Source organism: Acinetobacter sp. NBRC 100985, from assembly GCF_000241225.1.
GTDB lineage: Bacteria > Pseudomonadota > Gammaproteobacteria > Pseudomonadales > Moraxellaceae > Acinetobacter > Acinetobacter venetianus.
Genome location: NZ_BAEB01000028.1, coordinates 112,778 through 131,669, shown reverse-complemented (window position 1 = coordinate 131,669; position 18,892 = coordinate 112,778). Strand labels below are relative to the sequence as shown.

General features: G+C 36.9%; 20 protein-coding genes and 1 pseudogene. 9 read left to right on the top strand and 12 right to left on the bottom strand.

What is annotated here, in order from left to right; all coding sequences use genetic code 11:
- Nucleotides 1-86: 86 nt before the first annotated feature.
- From ACT4_RS11475 to ACT4_RS11450, 6 genes and pseudogenes are all read right to left on the bottom strand, one after another.
- Nucleotides 87-380 (bottom strand): type 1 fimbrial protein, encoded by a 294-nt coding sequence (locus ACT4_RS11475; protein ID WP_007482429.1) that lies wholly within the window; start codon nucleotides 378-380, stop codon nucleotides 87-89.
- 230 nt (nucleotides 381-610) lie between these two features.
- A pseudogene (locus ACT4_RS11470) lies at nucleotides 611-1,506 on the bottom strand (DUF4882 family protein).
- Between the two features lie 138 nt (nucleotides 1,507-1,644).
- Nucleotides 1,645-2,661: a fimbrial protein gene (locus ACT4_RS11465; RefSeq protein ID WP_007482425.1), complete on the bottom strand. Its 1,017-nt coding sequence runs from the start codon at nucleotides 2,659-2,661 to the stop codon at nucleotides 1,645-1,647.
- A complete protein-coding gene (locus ACT4_RS11460; RefSeq protein ID WP_034605020.1) occupies nucleotides 2,658-5,210 on the bottom strand; it encodes a fimbria/pilus outer membrane usher protein in 2,553 nt (850 codons plus the stop codon). Before ACT4_RS11460 ends, ACT4_RS11465 begins: the two co-directional genes overlap by 4 nt.
- 61 nt (nucleotides 5,211-5,271) lie before the next feature.
- Entirely contained in the window at nucleotides 5,272-6,003 is a 732-nt protein-coding gene (locus ACT4_RS11455; protein WP_007482422.1) for a molecular chaperone, read from the bottom strand.
- An 84-nt stretch (nucleotides 6,004-6,087) separates the two neighbouring features.
- Nucleotides 6,088-6,621, bottom strand: a complete 534-nt coding sequence (locus ACT4_RS11450; RefSeq protein WP_004879120.1) for a fimbrial protein — start codon at nucleotides 6,619-6,621, stop codon at nucleotides 6,088-6,090.
- 488 nt (nucleotides 6,622-7,109) lie between these two features.
- On the opposite strand from ACT4_RS11450, the gene ACT4_RS11445 reads away from it, so the two are divergent.
- Nucleotides 7,110-7,457 (top strand): hypothetical protein, encoded by a 348-nt coding sequence (locus ACT4_RS11445; RefSeq protein ID WP_007482420.1) that lies wholly within the window; start codon nucleotides 7,110-7,112, stop codon nucleotides 7,455-7,457.
- A gap of 125 nt (nucleotides 7,458-7,582) precedes the next feature.
- Entirely contained in the window at nucleotides 7,583-7,795 is a 213-nt protein-coding gene (locus ACT4_RS11440) for a hypothetical protein (RefSeq protein ID WP_007482418.1), read from the top strand.
- A gap of 51 nt (nucleotides 7,796-7,846) precedes the next feature.
- Here ACT4_RS11440 and bioB read toward each other — a convergent pair whose 3' ends face one another.
- Both bioB and queG read right to left on the bottom strand, forming a co-directional pair.
- Nucleotides 7,847-8,836: a biotin synthase BioB gene (gene bioB / locus ACT4_RS11435; protein WP_007482417.1), complete on the bottom strand. Its 990-nt coding sequence runs from the start codon at nucleotides 8,834-8,836 to the stop codon at nucleotides 7,847-7,849.
- Between the two features lie 94 nt (nucleotides 8,837-8,930).
- On the bottom strand, nucleotides 8,931-10,040 hold the full coding sequence (gene queG, locus ACT4_RS11430; RefSeq protein WP_007482414.1) for a tRNA epoxyqueuosine(34) reductase QueG: 1,110 nt from the start codon (nucleotides 10,038-10,040) through the stop codon (nucleotides 8,931-8,933).
- 21 nt (nucleotides 10,041-10,061) lie between these two features.
- Between queG and ACT4_RS11425 the strand changes: the two genes are divergently transcribed.
- Complete coding sequence (locus ACT4_RS11425) at nucleotides 10,062-11,618, top strand: bifunctional ADP-dependent NAD(P)H-hydrate dehydratase/NAD(P)H-hydrate epimerase (protein WP_007482412.1); 1,557 nt, start codon at nucleotides 10,062-10,064, stop codon at nucleotides 11,616-11,618.
- 2 nt (nucleotides 11,619-11,620) lie between these two features.
- On the opposite strand, the gene ruvC is transcribed toward ACT4_RS11425, so the two are convergent.
- Nucleotides 11,621-12,166, bottom strand: a complete 546-nt coding sequence (ruvC, locus tag ACT4_RS11420) for a crossover junction endodeoxyribonuclease RuvC (RefSeq protein ID WP_004879133.1) — start codon at nucleotides 12,164-12,166, stop codon at nucleotides 11,621-11,623.
- A gap of 123 nt (nucleotides 12,167-12,289) precedes the next feature.
- Nucleotides 12,290-13,177 (bottom strand): ArgP/LysG family DNA-binding transcriptional regulator, encoded by an 888-nt coding sequence (locus ACT4_RS11415; RefSeq protein ID WP_007482410.1) that lies wholly within the window; start codon nucleotides 13,175-13,177, stop codon nucleotides 12,290-12,292.
- A gap of 147 nt (nucleotides 13,178-13,324) precedes the next feature.
- Here ACT4_RS11415 and ACT4_RS11410 point away from each other — a divergent pair, with 147 nt between their 5' ends.
- The 5 genes from ACT4_RS11410 to ACT4_RS11395 all read left to right on the top strand — a co-directional run bounded on the left by ACT4_RS11410 (nucleotide 13,325) and on the right by ACT4_RS11395 (nucleotide 16,561).
- Nucleotides 13,325-13,921, top strand: a complete 597-nt coding sequence (locus ACT4_RS11410; protein WP_007482408.1) for a LysE/ArgO family amino acid transporter — start codon at nucleotides 13,325-13,327, stop codon at nucleotides 13,919-13,921.
- A gap of 458 nt (nucleotides 13,922-14,379) precedes the next feature.
- Nucleotides 14,380-14,598, top strand: coding sequence for a cold-shock protein (locus tag ACT4_RS11405; protein ID WP_004879138.1), 219 nt, complete (start codon nucleotides 14,380-14,382; stop codon nucleotides 14,596-14,598).
- 500 nt (nucleotides 14,599-15,098) lie between these two features.
- Complete coding sequence (locus ACT4_RS17315) at nucleotides 15,099-15,260, top strand: hypothetical protein (protein ID WP_007482405.1); 162 nt, start codon at nucleotides 15,099-15,101, stop codon at nucleotides 15,258-15,260.
- 120 nt (nucleotides 15,261-15,380) lie between these two features.
- On the top strand, nucleotides 15,381-15,815 hold the full coding sequence (locus ACT4_RS11400) for a DUF333 domain-containing protein (protein WP_007482403.1): 435 nt from the start codon (nucleotides 15,381-15,383) through the stop codon (nucleotides 15,813-15,815).
- A 185-nt stretch (nucleotides 15,816-16,000) separates the two neighbouring features.
- On the top strand, nucleotides 16,001-16,561 hold the full coding sequence (locus tag ACT4_RS11395) for an FxsA family protein (RefSeq protein WP_007482402.1): 561 nt from the start codon (nucleotides 16,001-16,003) through the stop codon (nucleotides 16,559-16,561).
- Between the two features lie 45 nt (nucleotides 16,562-16,606).
- Here the strand turns inward: ACT4_RS11395 and ACT4_RS11390 are convergent, their stop codons facing one another.
- Entirely contained in the window at nucleotides 16,607-16,789 is a 183-nt protein-coding gene (locus ACT4_RS11390) for a hypothetical protein (RefSeq protein WP_007482400.1), read from the bottom strand.
- 242 nt (nucleotides 16,790-17,031) lie between these two features.
- On the opposite strand from ACT4_RS11390, the gene ACT4_RS11385 reads away from it, so the two are divergent.
- A complete protein-coding gene (locus tag ACT4_RS11385) occupies nucleotides 17,032-17,289 on the top strand; it encodes a hypothetical protein (protein ID WP_004879152.1) in 258 nt (85 codons plus the stop codon).
- Between the two features lie 58 nt (nucleotides 17,290-17,347).
- On the opposite strand, the gene metK is transcribed toward ACT4_RS11385, so the two are convergent.
- Entirely contained in the window at nucleotides 17,348-18,514 is a 1,167-nt protein-coding gene (gene metK / locus ACT4_RS11380; protein ID WP_004879155.1) for a methionine adenosyltransferase, read from the bottom strand.
- Nucleotides 18,515-18,892 lie beyond the last annotated feature (378 nt).

Here is an 18,892-nt window from a genome sequence, read left to right as displayed (position 1 = left end):
AATTTAGTTAAATATTTTTTTAATCATAATTTAATAACACCATAGATTAAATGCTATTAAAAAATAATCTATGGTGAGTAAAAATATTAATAATAACTGGCAATAATTACAGCACTGTTATGTTCAGGAATTTTCTCAATACTAATTTCGGTTACATTGTTATTTTGTGGGCTGTTTCTCAAATCTTCTAAAGATACGCTTTTTGATTCAATGTTTTGTTTTATAGTGTTGATTACTTGGCAGTCTTTGTCTGTGTGGCTTGTTGAACAGGTATCTTCAACAATATTTCCATTAATTTGAATTGTACCCGATGAATAACTCACCGAAGCAATAGCCATTAATGATGAAAGTAATATGAATTTATAAAGATTTTTATGCATGATTATTACCTTTATTTAATGTAATTATTATTAATCTGCATGAAAATTATTATTAAGGCAATATTAATTTTGGATTGAAGTTAAAAATATTTTTTAAATGTGATGTGGTTTTTGTTTTATTTTAAAACTGATGATTAATTTATTGTTTGGGTTTGTTAACTAGTTAACATTTTTAGAAGAAGATATAAAAAAGCCTAATCAAAAGATTAGGCTCAATAGAGTTATTGATTCTAGATTGTGTTGCCACATATGTCTGTGTGCCTTGAGGATAGTTGAATTGTAGAGAGCCTCTGTCTGTGATTAGCTCAGATGATAATTCTTGTCCACTAAGATGATTTGAATAGATTGCGACCCCACTTGATATAGTAAAACTCAGTTTTTGTAATGCAGCAGGTAAACTAGACTGATATCCTTGATCGACTCCATTGAAAATATAACCAACTTGTTTTGTGGCTTGGTTTATGTAAATCCCCAAGCGTTGATAATTATTGGAATTATTTGTTGTGTTGGCATTTTGATAATAACTTGTTGTAGGGCCACTTTCATCTGTGAGTCGATAAGCCATGTAATAATTCATATTTGCAGGATTTTCACCAAATTCTGGATCATAAGTACCTGATTGAAAGCCAAAATTCGAATTGATGCTATAACCGTTATTTGTTATCCCTACCAAAGAGATCCTAGAAGTGTATGAGGAATTGCCTAATGAATATATTGGAATTTTCAATTGCATTTCAAATGCAATAATACCTGTAGTTGGTAGTGAAAAATCTACTTCGTTGTCAGAAGCGCTGAGTTGGGCTTTACTGCTAGCCAAATAATCTATGAAGTTATATTCATTTTCTGTCACTGAAGGAATAGTCAAACCAAATTTTTGGCTATTTATTTCTGGAAATACTTTTATTGGAAAATACTCAGGGTTCTCCGCATTCCATACGTCATAATCTTCCTGAGTTGCATCAAAATTGTATTGGCAAACTTCTGATTGACTGAAAGTTTTTAGGTTTAAAGTTCTCACATTTGTTTCTACTGTTTGAGTACTACTATCATTATTTTGCGAAGCATTGTAATCGTCTCCGCAACCAAATAAGGCTAAGCTGACTGTAAGTATGCTCAGTTTTTTCATTGATTGATCCTCTGTATTGTGATGTGAGTTTTGTTAATCAAAAAGTATTTACTTATTTTGAAAAAGTAATTTAAAAATCTTATTATTCAGCTATATATAAAAAAGGCCTCCTATTTTTAGGAGACCCATTATTTATGATTAGTCATATTCGATTGTAACGGTTGCCATAGCTCGTACAATACCAGCGGTGACATTCGTTGCTGTTTGATAGTATTGTGCGGTCATTGGAACATTGTATTGAAGGGTATTATTGGAGCTTACTGTACCCAGCTCTAATTTATCGCCTTTTTTAATGACTTGATTTTTATTGTTATAGTTCCACAGTAGTTGTACACCAACACCATTTGCTTTGGTTGACGTAGGTGCTGTATTAGAAAGCACCTGATTATTTGTGCCATCCTGCATATAATCAAAACTTAAACTAATTAGATTCTTCTCTTCATAGCCAGTAGGGTTTTGTCCACCATTACAAAGAATATTTAAATCAAATGATTGCGGACCTTGGGTCGATCCAATTCCGGAAAATCCTGATTTAGTCACAGTTGGAAGGGTAACGACTTTATTAATATTACCTTGAATCTCACAAGATGAAGATGCAATCGTAATAGCATTTGCTAATACAGTACTTGTAAGGAATGGTCGGGTTGGGGATGCTTGGATATAGTAACTACTATATTGCCCTGGTACTAAAGCACCTGAACCTGTTTGTTCAGCTATCTTTATAATTTCTACAACGAAGTAACCTGGGGCTAAATTATAAGTTGTTCCATATCTAAGTCCACCACGTGTATATGGATAGTAACCCGAGAAGTTACTAGCATTTTCAGCTTCTCGGTAAAGGCGAATACCAATACCTGGAATATTAGTTTTATAAATACTATTTCCCAATGGACTTAATGAAAACCCTTGATTAAGTTCTGCAACTAAACGATCACTTGAGTCACAACGATCAGCACGGGTGCCTTTGTCGGTGATTGCAAATGTTGCTTTACGTAAGATTTTTCCAACCTCATCACTTGGGCGAACTACAACGCGACCAACAGACATTTGTACATCGTTAGGAGTGTAGTTATAAACGCGACAAGCAGCATTAGCCTCGTTATGGACTCCAAGACCAGCTGTGAATAAAGCACCAGTTATTAGTATTTTCTTCATTTACAAACCGCCTCAGTCATTATTAAGTTCTGTTGATCTTTCGCCAATTCAGCTGTGACATCATATGAGATTGCACATTGTTCAGCGCTATCGTCACCCCATTTCACAAAGAGATGATCTTGTGCTTTCTTGGTACGGAGATAGACCATACTACCCTGAGCAACAATACCTACAGCTTCATTATTTTGGTCAAATACTTGTGCTGCAAAAGGTAGGTTTTCACCATTTGCTGTTTTTGTAGCAATATAAATTGCATAACCTGTTTTCGTAGAAAAATCGACTTTAGCAATCGCACCAGCATAAGGTGCGATACGTTGACTTGTTTCTTCTAATTCAACATTTGTCGACATTTCTTGAGGATCTAAAGTAATGTCATTTAAACGATATGGCGTTACATATGGAATAACAGCATAACCATCTTTGTTTACACTTAAACCAGTTGTGTTATTTACCTTGGCGCCTGCGGCATCAGGTGCATATACAAGAACCATCGTTTGACCTTGCTCTGGGCCAAATAAAACACCGTCTTTATGTACAACAATATTACCAGTTAAGCTAACCATGGCTTGTTGATAAGAGTCGGCAACACTATATGAACCGCCAACAGTTGTGTAGTTTGTGCGGTAGCGTCCATTGACGTTGAAGGTTGGATTACTGCGATCTTGATGTGTTACTGACGAACCATAGCTGAAACGATCGCCTACAGTTCCGCTTACACCAATTGTTCTGCTGTCTTGAGATGCATTGGCATTCACATTCATAGCATGCTTTTTAAAGCTGAGCGGGAATGACAATGTCATCAAATATTCAGTATCACGTGTTTGATTACTTGATCCATAATCAACTTGGCGATTGATCGCCGATAGGCCGTAGGTTAAACCATGGTAATTGTTACTATAACCAATTTGGTATTGTTTAGTACTTTCATTGCGATTCCAGTAGTCAACCCAAGAGCCGACCATATAGAAATTACCCCAACCATCAGGTAAACCTTGGTTTAAGGTAATTTGGAATTCACTACGTTGCTTACCTACAGCGTAACTATTCATACCACGATCTTCTAAATCACGAATTAAAATCGCATCACGTAATTTGTAATAATTTTCAGTCGAGTAGCGATAGGCTGCTAAGGTTAAGTTAGTATTTGTTGGTGTAATTAATTTGCTATAACTTAAACGGTAACTTTGACCTGATTGAGATTCTTTTCTTTCAAAATCAGCTTCTGAATGTGTTACGTCTAACGAGATCGCACCGATTGGTGTTGCAAAAGCAGCACCAGCCAAAACCGAAGCGTATTTCTCAGTGGCTTGAAAGCCAGTATAACCTGTGAGGTAGTTGTTAATTCCTCGTTGATATTTACCTTGTACAACCCATGGATCTAACTCGATATCACGATCGCGGAATTCACCAGCAGTTAATGAGTATCGGCTCATACCAGGTCTGAGCATTTGAACCACAGATGCATAAGGAATAGCAAATTTCTGAATCTCACCATTTGATTCGATTACAGAAACCTCAAGTTCACCACCGAAACCTGTTGGATAGAGATCATTAATTTCAAAGCTACCCGGAGCAACCGTGGTTTGATAAATTAATTGACCTTGTTGGCGAACTTCAACTTTTGCATTGGTTTTTGCATTACCACGGATGCGTGGGGCATAGCCCAACATACTATTTGGCAACATGCGGTCATCACTAGAAAAATCAACACCACGATAACCAAAAGAGTCGAAAATTTCGCCATTGGTAAAGCTGTCACCTAGTGTCAATATACTACGATACTGTGGGAATGCACGTTGTAAATAGGTACTTGTTGACTGATAGTTTGACTTACTTTGGTTTTCAGTCGGATTGTCTTGCCACTGCCATTGACCATTATGGCGTAATTGCCAGCCTGCAATATTTGCCCCAGCAGTAACTGCCATAAATGCATTGGTTGTTTCTTTATTATCGCCAGTTGTATTAAATGTTTTATAGGCGCTACCGCTATACGATAAAAAGCCAGCATTGATACCGCGATCCCAAATACTTGGATCGACATAACCTTGCGCATTTTTTTGTAAAGCAACTTGAGGAATTGAAATATCAATACGTAATTTTGAAGTGTCAAATTCATAGAAAGAATCTTCAATCCAATCTTCAATTTTTAAACAACTGTTTTTTGATTGATTCGCAATATGTTGCGAAAGAACGTCTTGCTTTACACCATACTCAAGTAAGGTGCTTGAATTAAAACAGGTTGTTGCATTTTCTTTTGGGTCTACAGCTTTAAACATCATTCGACGTTTGCCGAACCACTGACCATTTACATATACGTCGACGTTATATTCACCCGGTAAAACAGGATTACCATATTTGAATCGTGAAATATCGATTTTCTGTGCGTCACCGATTAAAAAAGAAGAGTCAAACTCAGCTTCTACAGCATTTTTTTGTGTAGGTTCATCTGCATGTACCATCACAGGCAGAGTCATGCTGATCATGCCTGAAGTAAGGTAAAAGCAAATATGACGCTTTAATAATCTGTATGTTGCGTGCTGTTTTGACATATTAAAAATCGCCTATATGGTATAGGTACTTAAAATTATTGATTATCTAAACGAATAATGATTATTGGAATTTGATCGGTCTTTCGACACGGCCACCGTAATCATTGACATTGATAAAACTCATTTTTTCAGTGTTCGATGTTTTTAACTGAACTTGATCTTCAGAAAAAGGCTTTAACATTAAACCTTTAGGCAATAAATCAACTTTCTTATCACCATTGGCCTGATAAATTGAAGTCATCGTGATATGAAAAGGGGTTGGGTTTTTAACAACAATGTTTTGACCAACACGACGCCATTGCAATTTGTCAGCAGCTAAGTTGGCATCTTCTTTGATACTTGCTGGACGATAGAAAAATTTAATTCTTGAACGAATTGCAAGTTGCAAAAAGTTATCTGGAACAGTTTCTGTACCTTTGCCTGTTGGTCTCGGTGGAATATCCAGAACGTTTAACCAAAGTGCAGTTTCTTGTTTTTGATCTAGTTGTAACGCATTTGGTAAAGCCGTAATACGAAGTGTTTGACTTTTAGTTGGCTCTACACGGGAAATAGGTGGTGTAATCATAAAAGGCACTTTAGATTGGTCTGGTGTGCTTTTAGGATCACCTTCATCGATCCAAGCTTGGACGAGAGCAGGTTTTGAGCCATTATTGCTTAGTTGTAAAGTTACTTCACGTGCATCAGAAGGGTAGATCACGCGTGTGCCATGAATGATTATCTCAGCGTTAGCGGCAGTCGCCATAACTGAACAAAGTGCTAAACCAGACAAAAATTTACAACCGTTAAATGACATGCTCAACATTCTCAAAAAAGGCAGATGAATTTAAATAAAAAGAGTTTCTATGCTCTAGAACATAGAAACTCAGCGATCAACAAATTATTGATAAATAATTGTGTATTGAACGTTAGTTGTTACTTCACCAGCAGTAGATGCGCCAGTTGCATAGTATTCAGCGTAGTAGTTAAGATCTGCACTACCGCCGTCAACAACGTCAACCCATTGAGAGTTCGCTTGAGCACCAGAAGCACCAGCAGCTAAAACTGGGATTACTTGGTTGTTGCTACCTAAAAGTTGAACGTCAACGTTTTGAGCACCGCTAGCAGCTTGGTTGATTAAACGACCAGTGTTGAAATCAACAGTTGCACCTGGTTCGAAGTAAGTTGCAACTTTACCTTCTGAACAATCTTCTAAGTTGATTTGGAATGGTGTACGGCCAGCAACATCACCTGCATTCGCAAGAGTTTGTCTAGAAACTGTTGGAAGCGTAACTGTAAAATCTTTACCCGCTGGAGTAACGATGTTACAAGTTTTATCAGTCACTAAACCATTGATTGTGATAGTACCATCTGCAGCGTGAGCGCTAGCAATACCAACAACTGAAAGAGTAGCGAGCAAAGCAAGTTTTTTCATAATAATTTCTCTAAGACATCAGCTAAAAGTTTGAATTAGATTACTTTTCCAGTTAAGTTTTTGCGCTGAATAAGTAATGTGCGAAATATACCAGTTAATAAATAAAATGCAAACTGCATCACATTTTTAGTAATTCTTAAATAATTATTAAGCTGGCTGAAATAACTTGTTGTTTATTTTTTAGTTTTTCTGAAATTGCTTTCCTGATTATGTGAATTTTCAACAAAAAATGTTGTTTTTAAGATTTATTTTTTAAGAAATAGTGGATTGTTTGTTTATTTTTTATGCAAAATAGCGGTTTTTTTATATGAAGTTTTTGTGACAGGACTTCAGTAATCATCAAAAAATTGAACCTTTGTTAAAAATAAAAGCAGAAGATTTTTAAGTACGTTAACAAAAACGCCAAACTTTTTTTAAGATTTTTTTAAGATTCAATCCTTAGTGTTTTAGTCATGATTTGATGAAAAAATCATCTAAAGGAGCTATAAATGAACATGCTTTATACACATAAACCTAACTATTATTTTTTCGCACATAAATTTGTATTGTTCTTAGAGCAACACTTAAAAAATCATCCTACAGAACAACATACAAGTTTTAATTTACAGACAATCTACGATTTGTTCAGTCATGATCGTGCATCTAGTACAACTAATCTCGAAGGTATCCTAAATATCGCGGATGAGTATGTGTTAGATACAGAAGATGGGCCGCAGTCATTGATTCGTTCTTATCATGTTCATTTAGACAATCACGTCCTGACATTAGAGTTTAATCCAAAGGCCATAAATAGCTTAAAAGCAGGTCAGACATTGATTAATCCTAAAGCTGCCTAATCGCTAAGTTTTATTCCTCGTTAATACACTTAGTTATCTCCTTTGACTAAGTGTTTTTTTATCCTACTGCTTTTGATAGATGATTTGGTTATGATGTTTAAATCAATTTATCTCAATAAAGCATTATGGATAAGGATTTTAAGTCAGAAACGTATACAGTGGATGAGCATGTCGCTGATACCATTTTATGGTTAATGCATCATCAAGAGATATTTGATTCATTCCATTTTGATGTGCATACGCAGGAGCTATCTGTTACGCATGCAGCTGGAGTGGATGTGATTAGAATTGGAATGTTTCTTACTGCGAAATATGGGATTTTAGTCACATCTATATGAGTGTGATTATTCCAAGAAAAAAAGCCTTGTCAATCGACAAGGCTTTTATATTTATGCGCTCATAGCATCTACGGAGAGTTCTGCAACTGTAGGCTTTGCTTTTTCAGCAGTTAAGCCGAGTTTAGCAAATAAAATTTGATCTTTGCCTTCACCAGCATTTGGAGTTGTTAACAGTTTTTCACCAGAGAACAATGAGTTTGCACCAGCCATAAATGCAAGTGCTTGATCTGAGTCACTGAGTGATTCACGACCTGCTGATAATCGAATATAGCTATGTGGCATGATGATACGTGCGACAGCAATTGTACGAATCCACTCAGTCACATCTAATTTTTCCACTTCAGCGAGTGGTGTGCCTTCAATAGGTACAAGCATGTTGATAGGCACAGACTCAGGGTGTACTGGCATCGTAGCAAGCTCTTGCAATAGACCAATACGGTCATTACGACTTTCACCTAAACCGACAATACCGCCGCTACACACTTTCATACCCGCTTGACGTACATGATCAAGTGTATTTAAACGATCATCAAAAGTACGAGTGCTAATGATATGCGAATAATACTCGCGTGATGTATCTAAGTTGTGGTTGTAATAATCCAAACCAGCATCTTTCAAACGCTCAGCTTGCGATTGGTTGAGCATACCTAACGTCATGCAAGTTTCTAGACCTAAGGCTTTTACTTCACGAACCATTTCTAAGACATAAGGCATATCTCTTTCATGTGGGTTGCGCCATGCAGCACCCATACAGAAACGAGATGAACCTGATTCTTTTGCAGCTTGTGCTTCGCTAATCACTTTATCAACCGCAATACGTTTTTCTGCTTCTAATTTTGAGTCGTAATGTGCTGACTGAGAGCAATATTTACAATCTTCTGGACATTTACCCGTTTTAATCGAAAGAAGGGTGCTGACCTGAATCGTATTTGCTTGGAAATGTTGACGATGAACGCTTTGCGCTTCAAATACTAAGTCTAAAAAAGGTTGATCATATAAAGCTTGGATTTCATCACGAGTCCAGTCATTACGTAAGGTCATTGTTATATCCATGATGATTGATTACAAACATTGAGATTAATCATACAGAAATCGTGCCAAAGCCAAAGGGCAAAAAACATCAATTTTCTATTTGTTATACATTGGCTCGTTGCAATTGTTGTTCAATTGCCCAATCAATGTGTACATTGACAATCTCATCGTGCAAAGGTTTTGCTTCTTGCAATTGTGTGACTACATCAATCGAGTATGGCGCATTTCCAAGCCCGATTGCAATATTGCGTTTAAAAGATTGGTAGCCAGTTCTACGAATCGGACTGCCTTCGGTATTGGCCAAAAAAGTTGCTTCATCCCATTGCCAAATGTCGAGTAAACTAATGTTATCTAAGCCATGTCTCGCATCAAAATCAGGGATTGTTGCCATTTTAGCAAAACTGTTCCAAGGGCAAATCAACTGACAATCATCACAACCAAATATACGATTGCCAATACCTTTGCGGAGTTCTTCTGGAATAATGCCTTTATATTCAATGGTCAAATATGCAATGCATTTCCTTGCATCTAACATATAAGGTTCAACGATCGCTTGTGTTGGGCAAATATCAATACAGGCTGTACATGAACCGCAGTGTGCCGTTGCAGGCTGATCAAAAGGAAGTTCGAGAGAGGTAAATAGCTCCCCCAATACAAAGAAAGAACCTGATTTTTTATGAATCAGTAAAGTATGTTTTCCTGTCCACCCCATACCTGCGCTTTCAGCTAGGGATTTTTCAAAAATAGGTGCTGAATCAGCAAATGGGCGTGACTCAAAATCGCCCACTTTTTCTTTAATTCGGCTTGCTAACGTTTTGAGCCGCCCACGCATCACTTTGTGATAATCACGACCGCGTGCGTAGCGAGCAATAATGGCACAATTTGGTTCAAATGGTACATAACGGGGCTGGGGGGATGCAACAAGATAGTTCATGCGCACACAAATAATGCTTTTAGTTCCTGGAACTAATAAAGTTGGATTAGCACGTTTTTCTAAGTTTTCTTCTAAATAGTGCATATCTGCATGATAGCCGCGTTCTAAATATTCTTTAAAACGAGGCATTTGATCTTGAGCATCTGGTTTGGCAATGACACAATCAGAAAAGCCCAAATCTAAAGCCTGAGCTTTTATCCATGTTTTAAGTTCTTGAGGATCAAGCTGTTGCAGCTCGATTTTATCAAGTGATTTTTCTGAAGGTGTGGATGAAGCCATAAACCAATAATAGGGGATAATATGCAACGTTCAGTTTACCATAGCCAAAGTATTCAAGCATGGGAGCAGCGTTGGTTTGCTCAGCAAAATTCCTCTTTAGGATTAATGCAACAAGCAGCTTGGTCAATATCGCAGCAACTGATTGAGCAATTTCATCAACAAAATATCCAAAATATCGCTGTGTGGTGTGGGCAGGGGAACAATGCTGGTGATGGTTATTATATTGCTGCATTTTTAAAGCAATCAGGTTTCGATGTAACGGTACTCTCAACTGAAATGGGAAGTTCTACTGATTTAAAACATGCCTATGCGTATGCTGAATCTCAGCAAGTTGAAATGAAGCCAATAAATGGTATTACAGCTTCTTTTTTTCAGAAAGAGTTGTCTACAGAGTTAAATAGGAATGTCATTGGTGATCTTGCGGAGTATACCCCTCATCTCCATAAGGAGAGGTTAGGAGAGGTTGATTGTCATATCGATGCGTTATTTGGGATTGGCTTAAATAGAGTATTGAATGACGATTGGCAAAAAATTATTCAGTGTTTTAATGCACAAACAGGTTTAAAAATCTCGATTGATATTCCCAGTGGATTACACGCTAATACAGGACAAGCTTTACCTTGTGCAATACAAGCGCATCATACCTTTACCATTTTGGGGTATAAAGCAGGCTTATTTACGGGACAAGGCAAAGAATATGTCGGTCAATTGCATTTGGTTGGTCTAATTCCAATTGATACAGCATTAAAACCACTTGCCTATTTATCACCTGAAAAAATTGTATTGCCGAAACGTCAGGCATTTGGTCACAAAGGCAGTTACGGGCATGTACTCGTTATTGGCGGTCATGCGGATATGGGCGGAGCCGTGATTATGTCAGCTGAAGCCGCTTTTCATGCAGGTGCTGGCAAAGTGACTGTGATTTGTCATAGCAAACATCATCAAGCGATTTTGTCACGTTCGCCCAATATCATGGTTCGAGATATTAATGCGTTAGATCAAGACCTGATTCAACAACTATTAAAGCAAGTCGATGCAGTCTGTTTTGGAATGGGCTTAGGACGTGATCAATGGGCAGAGCGGATTTATCAGCAATGGTTCGATTTACTCAATCAAAATTCACATTTAGAAGTTGTGCTTGATGCAGATGGACTTTGGTTTTTAGCAAAGCATCCGCAACAATTAAATGATCATATCTATGCGACTCCACATTCAGGCGAAGCAGCAACTTTATTAGGTTGTAATCCTGTTGACATTGAACAGGATCGGATAGACGCAATTTATCAACTACAGCAAAAATATGCAGGACAATGGGTGCTAAAAGGTGCTGGTAGTTTGATCTTAGAAAGCGAGTTATTTATCTGTACTCAAGGTAATGCAGGTATGGGGACAGGAGGCATGGGAGATGTATTGGCTGGCATGATTGCGAGTTTAAAAGCTCAATTTCATGAACAAATTGCATTACATGCAATTGTTAGCTTACATGCACAGGCAGGAGATTTACTGGCTGAAAAAGGTATGAGGGGTTTGCAAGCGCATGATATGGGGAAAGTGATTTGTGAAGTCGTTAATCATTAATATTAACGCCTTCTAGTACTGGAGCGGCTTCTTCCTCTTGCCATCCCACCTAAAGCATTCAGCACAGCCATTTTGCTCATACTTCCTGAAGCGTGTGCATGACAAATAGCAGCAGCAAGGGCATCGGCCGCATCTGCTTGGGGTTTAATGCTCAAGTTTAACAAGCGCATCACCATCATTTGGACTTGTTCTTTATCTGCCGCGCCATAACCCACGACAGATTGTTTAATCTGACGCGCTGTGTATTCTGCCACTTGTAAATCCAGATTCACCAATGCCGCGATGGCTGCACCACGCGCTTGACCAAGCTTTAGTGCAGAATCAGGATTTTGTGCCATGAAGACTTGCTCTACCGCAGCTTCTGTTGGCCCGTGAAATTTAACGATACGTTCTACACCCGCAAAAATACGTTTTAAACGTTCGGGCATTTCCTGTGTTTCAGTACGAATCGTGCCTGCATCGACAAAACGTAACTTGTTGCCATCTTTCTCAATAATTCCGTAACCTGTTAAGCGTGAACCAGGATCAATACCAATAATTAATGACATGCAGCACTATAAGAATAAAAGATTGTTGATATTGTTACATATAAGGCTTTTAGCTGTATATTTTTTTGTATTATTTTGAATTTTAAAGAAATAGATGGTTTTGTAGGCAGATAATATTTTCAGTTATCTCAAAACTATTTTCGCTTTTTGGACAATATGTGTCGTTAAGGCTTGAAGAGGAGCAGATTGTTGATTCCAATGGTGCCAATATAAAGCAATATCTGTTTCAGCTTCGGGTAAAATCTCAACTAAACTTTTATCTTTAAAAGCTTGTTTGAGTTGAAATTCTGGAACCATGCCATATCCCAAGCCAAGCTGGATTGCCGTGACAAAGGATTCTGAAGATGGGATAAGGTGACATGGATAAGTGCCTTTTGTTAACCCAAACATTTTTTCAAGTACGTCAAAATGGGTGTGATCTTTGTGATTGAAAATAATTGCAGGAGCAGTCCTTAAGCTTTCTCTCGTGATTCCATTCTTAAACCATTTTTTTTGAAACAATGGCGTTGAAACCATTTTATAGCGCATAGATCCCAGATGTATGGCATTACAACCCTTCATGGCTTCATTTTCGATAGAAATACATGCATTGACTGTTCCATTTTCAAGTAATGAATAAGTATGCGACTGATCGTCACAGTTAAACTCAATCATAATTTTTTCTTGAATGAGCACATCTTTCAGTGCGGGAAGCAACCAAGTTGCTAAAGAGTCGGCGTTCGTTGCGATTGTGGTTTTAAAATAATTAGATTCAGATTTACCTGTGAGACTGTATAGTAAATTTTGTTCTAGGCGTTTGCTATGTTGCAAGTATTCAAATAGATGTAGACCTGATTGAGTTAAAACGCAAGGTCTGCCGCGTATCAGCAAGAGCTGACCTAAATGCTTCTCAAGTGCTTGAACTCTTAGAGTCACAGCAGAGGATGTGATACAAAGTCTTTGACTTGCATGTTCAAAGCTACCTGTTTCGGCAACCGTAAAAAAAGCTTCACATTGTTTGCTATCGAGCATACAGTCCTTAAAAAAACTTAGTTAAAGTTAAATAAACTTAATTTTACTGAATTAAAAATTAAAAAAAGATAATAACAATCTTTCAGCGTGATCTGAATGTGTAAAGAAATAAATACCTTTAATATTTTTAGTTTGTGGAAAAAGTGAATGAGTGCATTTGTATATGGGCTTGGAATTGGCTTCTCTCTGATTTTAGCAATAGGGGCGCAAAATGCATTCGTATTAAAACAAGGTTTAAAGCAGCAGTATGTATTCTGGGTTTGTTTTATCTGTGCATTATCTGATTCTATTTTGATTTACTTCGGTGTAACAGGATTCTCCAAAGTTATTGCTAACTTTCCACTTCTCCTTACCGTGAGCAAATATTTTGGCGCAGCATTTTTATTCTTTTACGGATTGTGTAATTTCTATTCAGCTATAAAAAATTCTTCTTCGCTAAACCCAAGTAATATTGAAAAAGATTCGTTACTCAAAATTATCGGAATATGTTTGGCATTCACTTGGTTAAACCCACATGTGTATTTGGATGCAATTATCTTGATCGGATCAATTTCAGTCCAATTTTCGGATCAACTGTATCAGTTTGCGGCAGGCACAATACTCGCTTCTTGGATATTTTTCTTTTCAGTAGGCTACGGGGCAAAGATGTTACTTCCTTTATTTAAAAGAGCGACATCTTGGAAAATTTTAGACGTTTTAATTGGGATTACAATGTGGACAATTGCTACGATGTTAATTATTTAAAATTGGAATGGGTTAAAAATTGATGTTTGGGATGATTTTTAATCATATTTACTTTTTCGTTATTCAAAATAGGTTGCTGAAACTAGATCAATTGCATAAGAAGAAAAATGTAAGAGAATTTAATTGAAAATCTTATCTATTTGACTTGTTTTTCTTGATCTATCTTATTGAAAAGTATTGAAGTTAAATAGTTTTTGAAATGGTATTCGTAGCTCAATCTTAGTTTTTGAATGTTATGTCTTCCATTTATATGAGTGGTTGAAGCAATAGGGATTGCTTATAAAAAGTAAAGTCGTGTATAGTGATAGTTAACTAGAAGAATAACTCTGTTGATTCAGCAAATCTCTAATTTCGTATGTTTGTCCAAACTTCTCGTTTTATCAGATTTTAGTGTCATAGTTTTATTATTCCAAGTTATTTGCTGCTAAGTATTACGAATTTTCAAATAGGTTAAATTTATGTCTAACACTGTGACTGGTACAGTTAAATGGTTCAATGAAACTAAAGGTTTTGGTTTTATTCATGCTGATTCTGGACAAGATGTTTTTGCTCACTTTAGCGAAATCCAAAGCAACGGCTTTAGAGTTCTTCATGAAGGACAACGTGTATCTTTTACTGTAGCTGAAGGTAAAAAAGGACCTCAAGCAACTGCTATTACTGTAGTTGCTCAAAACTAAGAATAAATATAAAAAAGCTCACTTTGGTGGGCTTTTTTATTTGAATATTAATAATTTAGAAAAATTGCAGAAAACCATTAGAAATTTAAGTGAAATTGCTTAATTTTGTCACTAATTGACCATATGTTTAAATTTTTACCCTAGCTTGATCTACGACTTTTTGCTAATTTCATTTCATACATTATTTAGGCAAATTAATAATTGCAGTACATTAAATGAGCATTAGGTTATGGAAAACTTAGAGCGATACTCTCAAGGGTTTGAGCAAGAAGTTCATGTACATTGTAAAAGATCTTTAGGTTCGTTGTTGTTCAGTTTTGTGGTTCTGATCGCAACAGGCTTATAAGACAAAGAAAGCACCTTCGGGTGCTTTTTTAATGTTTGAAATTTAGCCAAAACAAATTATAAAAATATAAAATGACTGGCAAGATTGAGCTTTGAGCTACAAGGAAATATTTACTCTATGTTAGGCTTATATCTATAAGAAAAGGGATAAGCCTATGGATATTTTACAAGTAAAAGATTTTTCAGCAGTGATGGGTTATACAGAAGCCATTTTGGAAATGGATGAGTGGGTAAACACGAGACCATATTTTTATATTATCAAAGATCATTATTTGGTTGATCAGGCTATTCGGCTTGAGTACATCATTATTCAATGATGATTTAATTCGTTGAACTAAACGATGAGTTAATCATAACTGGAGTTCTTTGTTTCAATTCATAGACATAAATTTATCATTTGTTTGCTATATTAAATTTTTTTGCAAGAATTCAAAAATATGAAAAAGATCTTACTTTTAGGTGCAGTTGTTATGTCATTGGCAGCGTGTTCTTCAACTCCAAATAAAGACGATATGCCACCAAAAATTGGTATGGCGAATCCAGCAAGTAAATATTGCGTTGAGCAAGGTGGTCAGTTGGAAATTAGAAATGAAACAAATGGCCAGGTTGGATACTGCACGTTGCCAAATGGTCAGGTGGTGGAGGAGTGGGAGCTATTCCGTGCTAGCCAACCGAAATGTGTTGCTGATGAGGCAAAAAAGTTAATTGGTCAATCAGGACTTAGCGAAGAACAAATTAAGCAAAAAACCAAGTCTGAGATCGTGCGTAGTGTTGGGCCTAATCAACCTGTAACTATGGATTATCGAGAGAACCGCGTTACAGTAACGATTGATCCACAATCTAAAAAGATTACCAATGCAACTTGTGGTTAATTTATAAATTCTTTCTAGGCTCTCAATTGATTGATTTCAACTGAGAGCTTTTTTATGTAATAAACATAAACATCAGACTTGATAAATTTAGAAAAGAACCCATCAAATAATTTATTGAGTTTATTTTATTAAATGTGTCAGCATTGTTTTATCAATATGCACATTGTTTTATTTTGAGATTTAACATGAATCTACTTCTTATCGTGGTTTTTGGCACAATTGCTGAAGTGTTGGTTTGGATCGGCGTGGGCGATCTCGTTGGAAGTATGTGGTATGTATTCTTCTGGTTTATTATCGCATTTTTTATTGGCTTGAATATGCTGCGTTCAAGCACGTCAGGTATCATGCCTCAGTTACAGCAAATGCAAATGACAGGGCAGTTAGGTGCTGATCCAGCGGTAACTAAGAAATTAGCAATCGCGATGTCTGGTTTCTTTTTAATGCTACCAGGTTTGATTTCTGATGTAATCGCCGTTTTAGTGTTAATCCCATCGGTACAAACAGCTTTCCGCAATGCATTGATGAAAACAATGGCAAAGCGTCAACAAGCAATGATGGACCAAATGATGGGTGGTATGGGCGGTGGTGCTTCAGGACAAAGTCCATTTGCTGATTTAATGCGTCAGATGCAAGAAATGCAAAATCAACAAGGCGGCGGGCAATATCGTGACTCAACCATTATTGATGGTGAAGCGCGTGAAGTAAAACCAGATCAAAAGAAAATTGAATTTAAAGATGTAAACTAATTCGGTTTAGTTATAGAAAAGCACACGATCAAAAGTGTGCTTTTTTTATGGTTTGTTGTTTGTATCTGTAGTTTGGTTATTTTCTGCATTATTGGTGACCGTAGTCTGTTTGTCTTGAGGTTGGTATTGGCTCGGTGGCAAAGTGGTCACCTCATTTTCTGACTGTTTGTATTTTCGACTACGGTTGGCACGTTCACGAAATCCACCTTTGTTGATTAATTGAGTCATGCTGCTATTTCCATAAATTTAAAGCAATATTTTAGCAAATTATGTGAAAGATCAAAATAATACGCTTCTGTAGAAAAATTTAAAAATACTTGTAGTTCATTAAATTGACATAAAAACTTTGTAAATTTGAAAGAATCGGTCATATAACTGCATTGTAATCTCGTTTTTTTTTCATAGGATAAAAGTACAACGGTGAAAATTGTTGTAAAAAGAAAATAAAAAATAACGAGTGGGAGGAACAAATGATGTTATATCAATATCATTGTGCATGTTGCGACAAGGTGGTCGCGTCTACAGATAAGGAATGTCCTTACTGTGGTTCTCAACATATTCGCAGCCCTTACGGTATGTGGATGTTCTGTGTTGCTGCGTGTTTAGCTGTTGTGGTTATCGTAAAACTTGCACATTTGTATTCGCAACATCATCAAGAAGAGCAACCTGTTCAAAATACGTCTATTTTTGAAGTTTTAAAGCAAGATAATATGAATTCGGGAAATTAGATTGGGGAATAAAAAAGCTCGCAAAATGCGAGCTTTTTTATTAGATGACGCAGAGCAATTAAAGACCTGCTGCATCCTTAAGGATTTCAACTTTGTCAGTTTTTTCCCAAGTAAATGCTGTATCTGAACCTTCACGGCCAAAGTGACCATAAGCAGCTGTTTGCTTATACATAGGTTGAATAAGGTTAAGCATGCGTGTGATGCCATATGGACGTAAGTCAAAATGTTCACGAACAAGTTGAATGATCAACTCATCAGATACTTTACCAGTATTGAAGGTATTGATTGAAATTGATGTTGGTTCAGCAACACCAATTGCATAGCTCACTTGGATTTCACATTTATCAGCAAGGCCAGCAGCAACAATATTTTTTGCGACATAACGACCAGCATATGCAGCTGAACGGTCAACTTTAGATGGGTCTTTACCAGAGAATGCACCACCACCGTGACGCGCCATACCGCCGTATGTATCAACGATAATTTTACGACCAGTTAAACCACAGTCACCTACAGGGCCGCCGATTACAAACATACCTGTTGGGTTGATATGGAATTTTGTGCCTGCATGGAACATTTCAGCAGGAATGATTGGCTTAACAATCTCTTCAATCACAGCTTCTTTCAACTGAGCTTGAGTAATTTCTGGGTCATGTTGAGTCGAAAGCACGACAGCATCTAAGCGAACAGGTTTGCCATTTTCATAAGCAAAAGTAACTTGGCTTTTTGCATCTGGACGTAACCAAGGTAAAGCACCTGAACGACGTAACTCTGCTTGACGCTCCATTAAACGGTGTGCGTAAGAAATCGGTGCAGGCATAAGCACATCTGTCTCACGGCTTGCATAACCGAACATTAGACCTTGGTCACCAGCACCTTGATCTTCAGGTTTTTGACGATCTACACCTTGTGCAATCTCAGGAGATTGTTTTCCGATCATATTGATTACGGCACAAGTTGAACCATCAAAACCTAAATCAGAGTGGTGGTAGCCAATACCATTTACGGTTTGACGTACGATCGCTTCAAAATCAACGTTAGCCGTTGTTGTGATTTCACCAGCAAGAACAACCGCGCCTGTTTTTACTAATGTTTCACAAGCGACACGTGCATACGGGTCTTCTCTTAGGATTGCATCTAAAATCGCATCACTAATTTGGTCAGCCATTTTGTCTGGATGACCTTCGCTTACAGATTCTGAAGTAAAAACAGCATACTCGCGCATGAACGTCCTATCATGGTTATTTTCAAAAAGACAGAGTATGTTACATCGACTTGGCTCATAGGACTAGCACAAGCTGACTAAAAACCATAAATTTATTGCATTTTCATTGTGTTTTTATTGATATGTGTATCAGTAAAGCTTATATGTGAGGATTGATTTTTAATATTTTTCTGAATAAGCGAATAGATTCTACAAACCAGAGATATTTACTTTTGCTTACGCTGTGAACATTTGTTCACATAATTGAAAATGAATGATCGAAATATAAGAAATATCGTGTATTAGACTTTACCCCATGTCGTTTTTTTAAGACAATAGTCTCAATTTTTGAAAGATGATTTCTCGTCTTCTTTATCACATTGATTTAATCGGATTCTG

What these genes read in the sequence shown, in the direction of transcription:
- ACT4_RS11465 (WP_007482425.1), bottom strand. Translation starts at nt 2,661, where the DNA reads ATGAAGAAAATACTAATAACTGGTGCTTTATTCACAGCTGGTCTTGGA.
- ACT4_RS11445 (WP_007482420.1), top strand. Translation starts at nt 7,110, where the DNA reads ATGAACATGCTTTATACACATAAACCTAACTATTATTTTTTCGCACAT.
- ACT4_RS11415 (WP_007482410.1), bottom strand. Translation starts at nt 13,177, where the DNA reads ATGCTCGATAGCAAACAATGTGAAGCTTTTTTTACGGTTGCCGAAACA.
- ACT4_RS11390 (WP_007482400.1), bottom strand. Translation starts at nt 16,789, where the DNA reads ATGACTCAATTAATCAACAAAGGTGGATTTCGTGAACGTGCCAACCGT.
- ACT4_RS11455 (WP_007482422.1), bottom strand. Translation starts at nt 6,003, where the DNA reads ATGTCATTTAACGGTTGTAAATTTTTGTCTGGTTTAGCACTTTGTTCA.
- ruvC (WP_004879133.1), bottom strand. Translation starts at nt 12,166, where the DNA reads ATGTCATTAATTATTGGTATTGATCCTGGTTCACGCTTAACAGGTTAC.
- ACT4_RS11395 (WP_007482402.1), top strand. Translation starts at nt 16,001, where the DNA reads ATGAATCTACTTCTTATCGTGGTTTTTGGCACAATTGCTGAAGTGTTG.
- ACT4_RS11450 (WP_004879120.1), bottom strand. Translation starts at nt 6,621, where the DNA reads ATGAAAAAACTTGCTTTGCTCGCTACTCTTTCAGTTGTTGGTATTGCT.
- ACT4_RS11460 (WP_034605020.1), bottom strand. Translation starts at nt 5,210, where the DNA reads ATGTCAAAACAGCACGCAACATACAGATTATTAAAGCGTCATATTTGC.
- ACT4_RS11475 (WP_007482429.1), bottom strand. Translation starts at nt 380, where the DNA reads ATGCATAAAAATCTTTATAAATTCATATTACTTTCATCATTAATGGCT.
- ACT4_RS11410 (WP_007482408.1), top strand. Translation starts at nt 13,325, where the DNA reads ATGAGTGCATTTGTATATGGGCTTGGAATTGGCTTCTCTCTGATTTTA.
- ACT4_RS11425 (WP_007482412.1), top strand. Translation starts at nt 10,062, where the DNA reads ATGCAACGTTCAGTTTACCATAGCCAAAGTATTCAAGCATGGGAGCAG.
- ACT4_RS11400 (WP_007482403.1), top strand. Translation starts at nt 15,381, where the DNA reads ATGAAAAAGATCTTACTTTTAGGTGCAGTTGTTATGTCATTGGCAGCG.
- ACT4_RS11385 (WP_004879152.1), top strand. Translation starts at nt 17,032, where the DNA reads ATGATGTTATATCAATATCATTGTGCATGTTGCGACAAGGTGGTCGCG.
- queG (WP_007482414.1), bottom strand. Translation starts at nt 10,040, where the DNA reads ATGGCTTCATCCACACCTTCAGAAAAATCACTTGATAAAATCGAGCTG.
- ACT4_RS11440 (WP_007482418.1), top strand. Translation starts at nt 7,583, where the DNA reads ATGGATAAGGATTTTAAGTCAGAAACGTATACAGTGGATGAGCATGTC.
- metK (WP_004879155.1), bottom strand. Translation starts at nt 18,514, where the DNA reads ATGCGCGAGTATGCTGTTTTTACTTCAGAATCTGTAAGCGAAGGTCAT.
- ACT4_RS11405 (WP_004879138.1), top strand. Translation starts at nt 14,380, where the DNA reads ATGTCTAACACTGTGACTGGTACAGTTAAATGGTTCAATGAAACTAAA.
- bioB (WP_007482417.1), bottom strand. Translation starts at nt 8,836, where the DNA reads ATGACCTTACGTAATGACTGGACTCGTGATGAAATCCAAGCTTTATAT.
- ACT4_RS17315 (WP_007482405.1), top strand. Translation starts at nt 15,099, where the DNA reads ATGGATATTTTACAAGTAAAAGATTTTTCAGCAGTGATGGGTTATACA.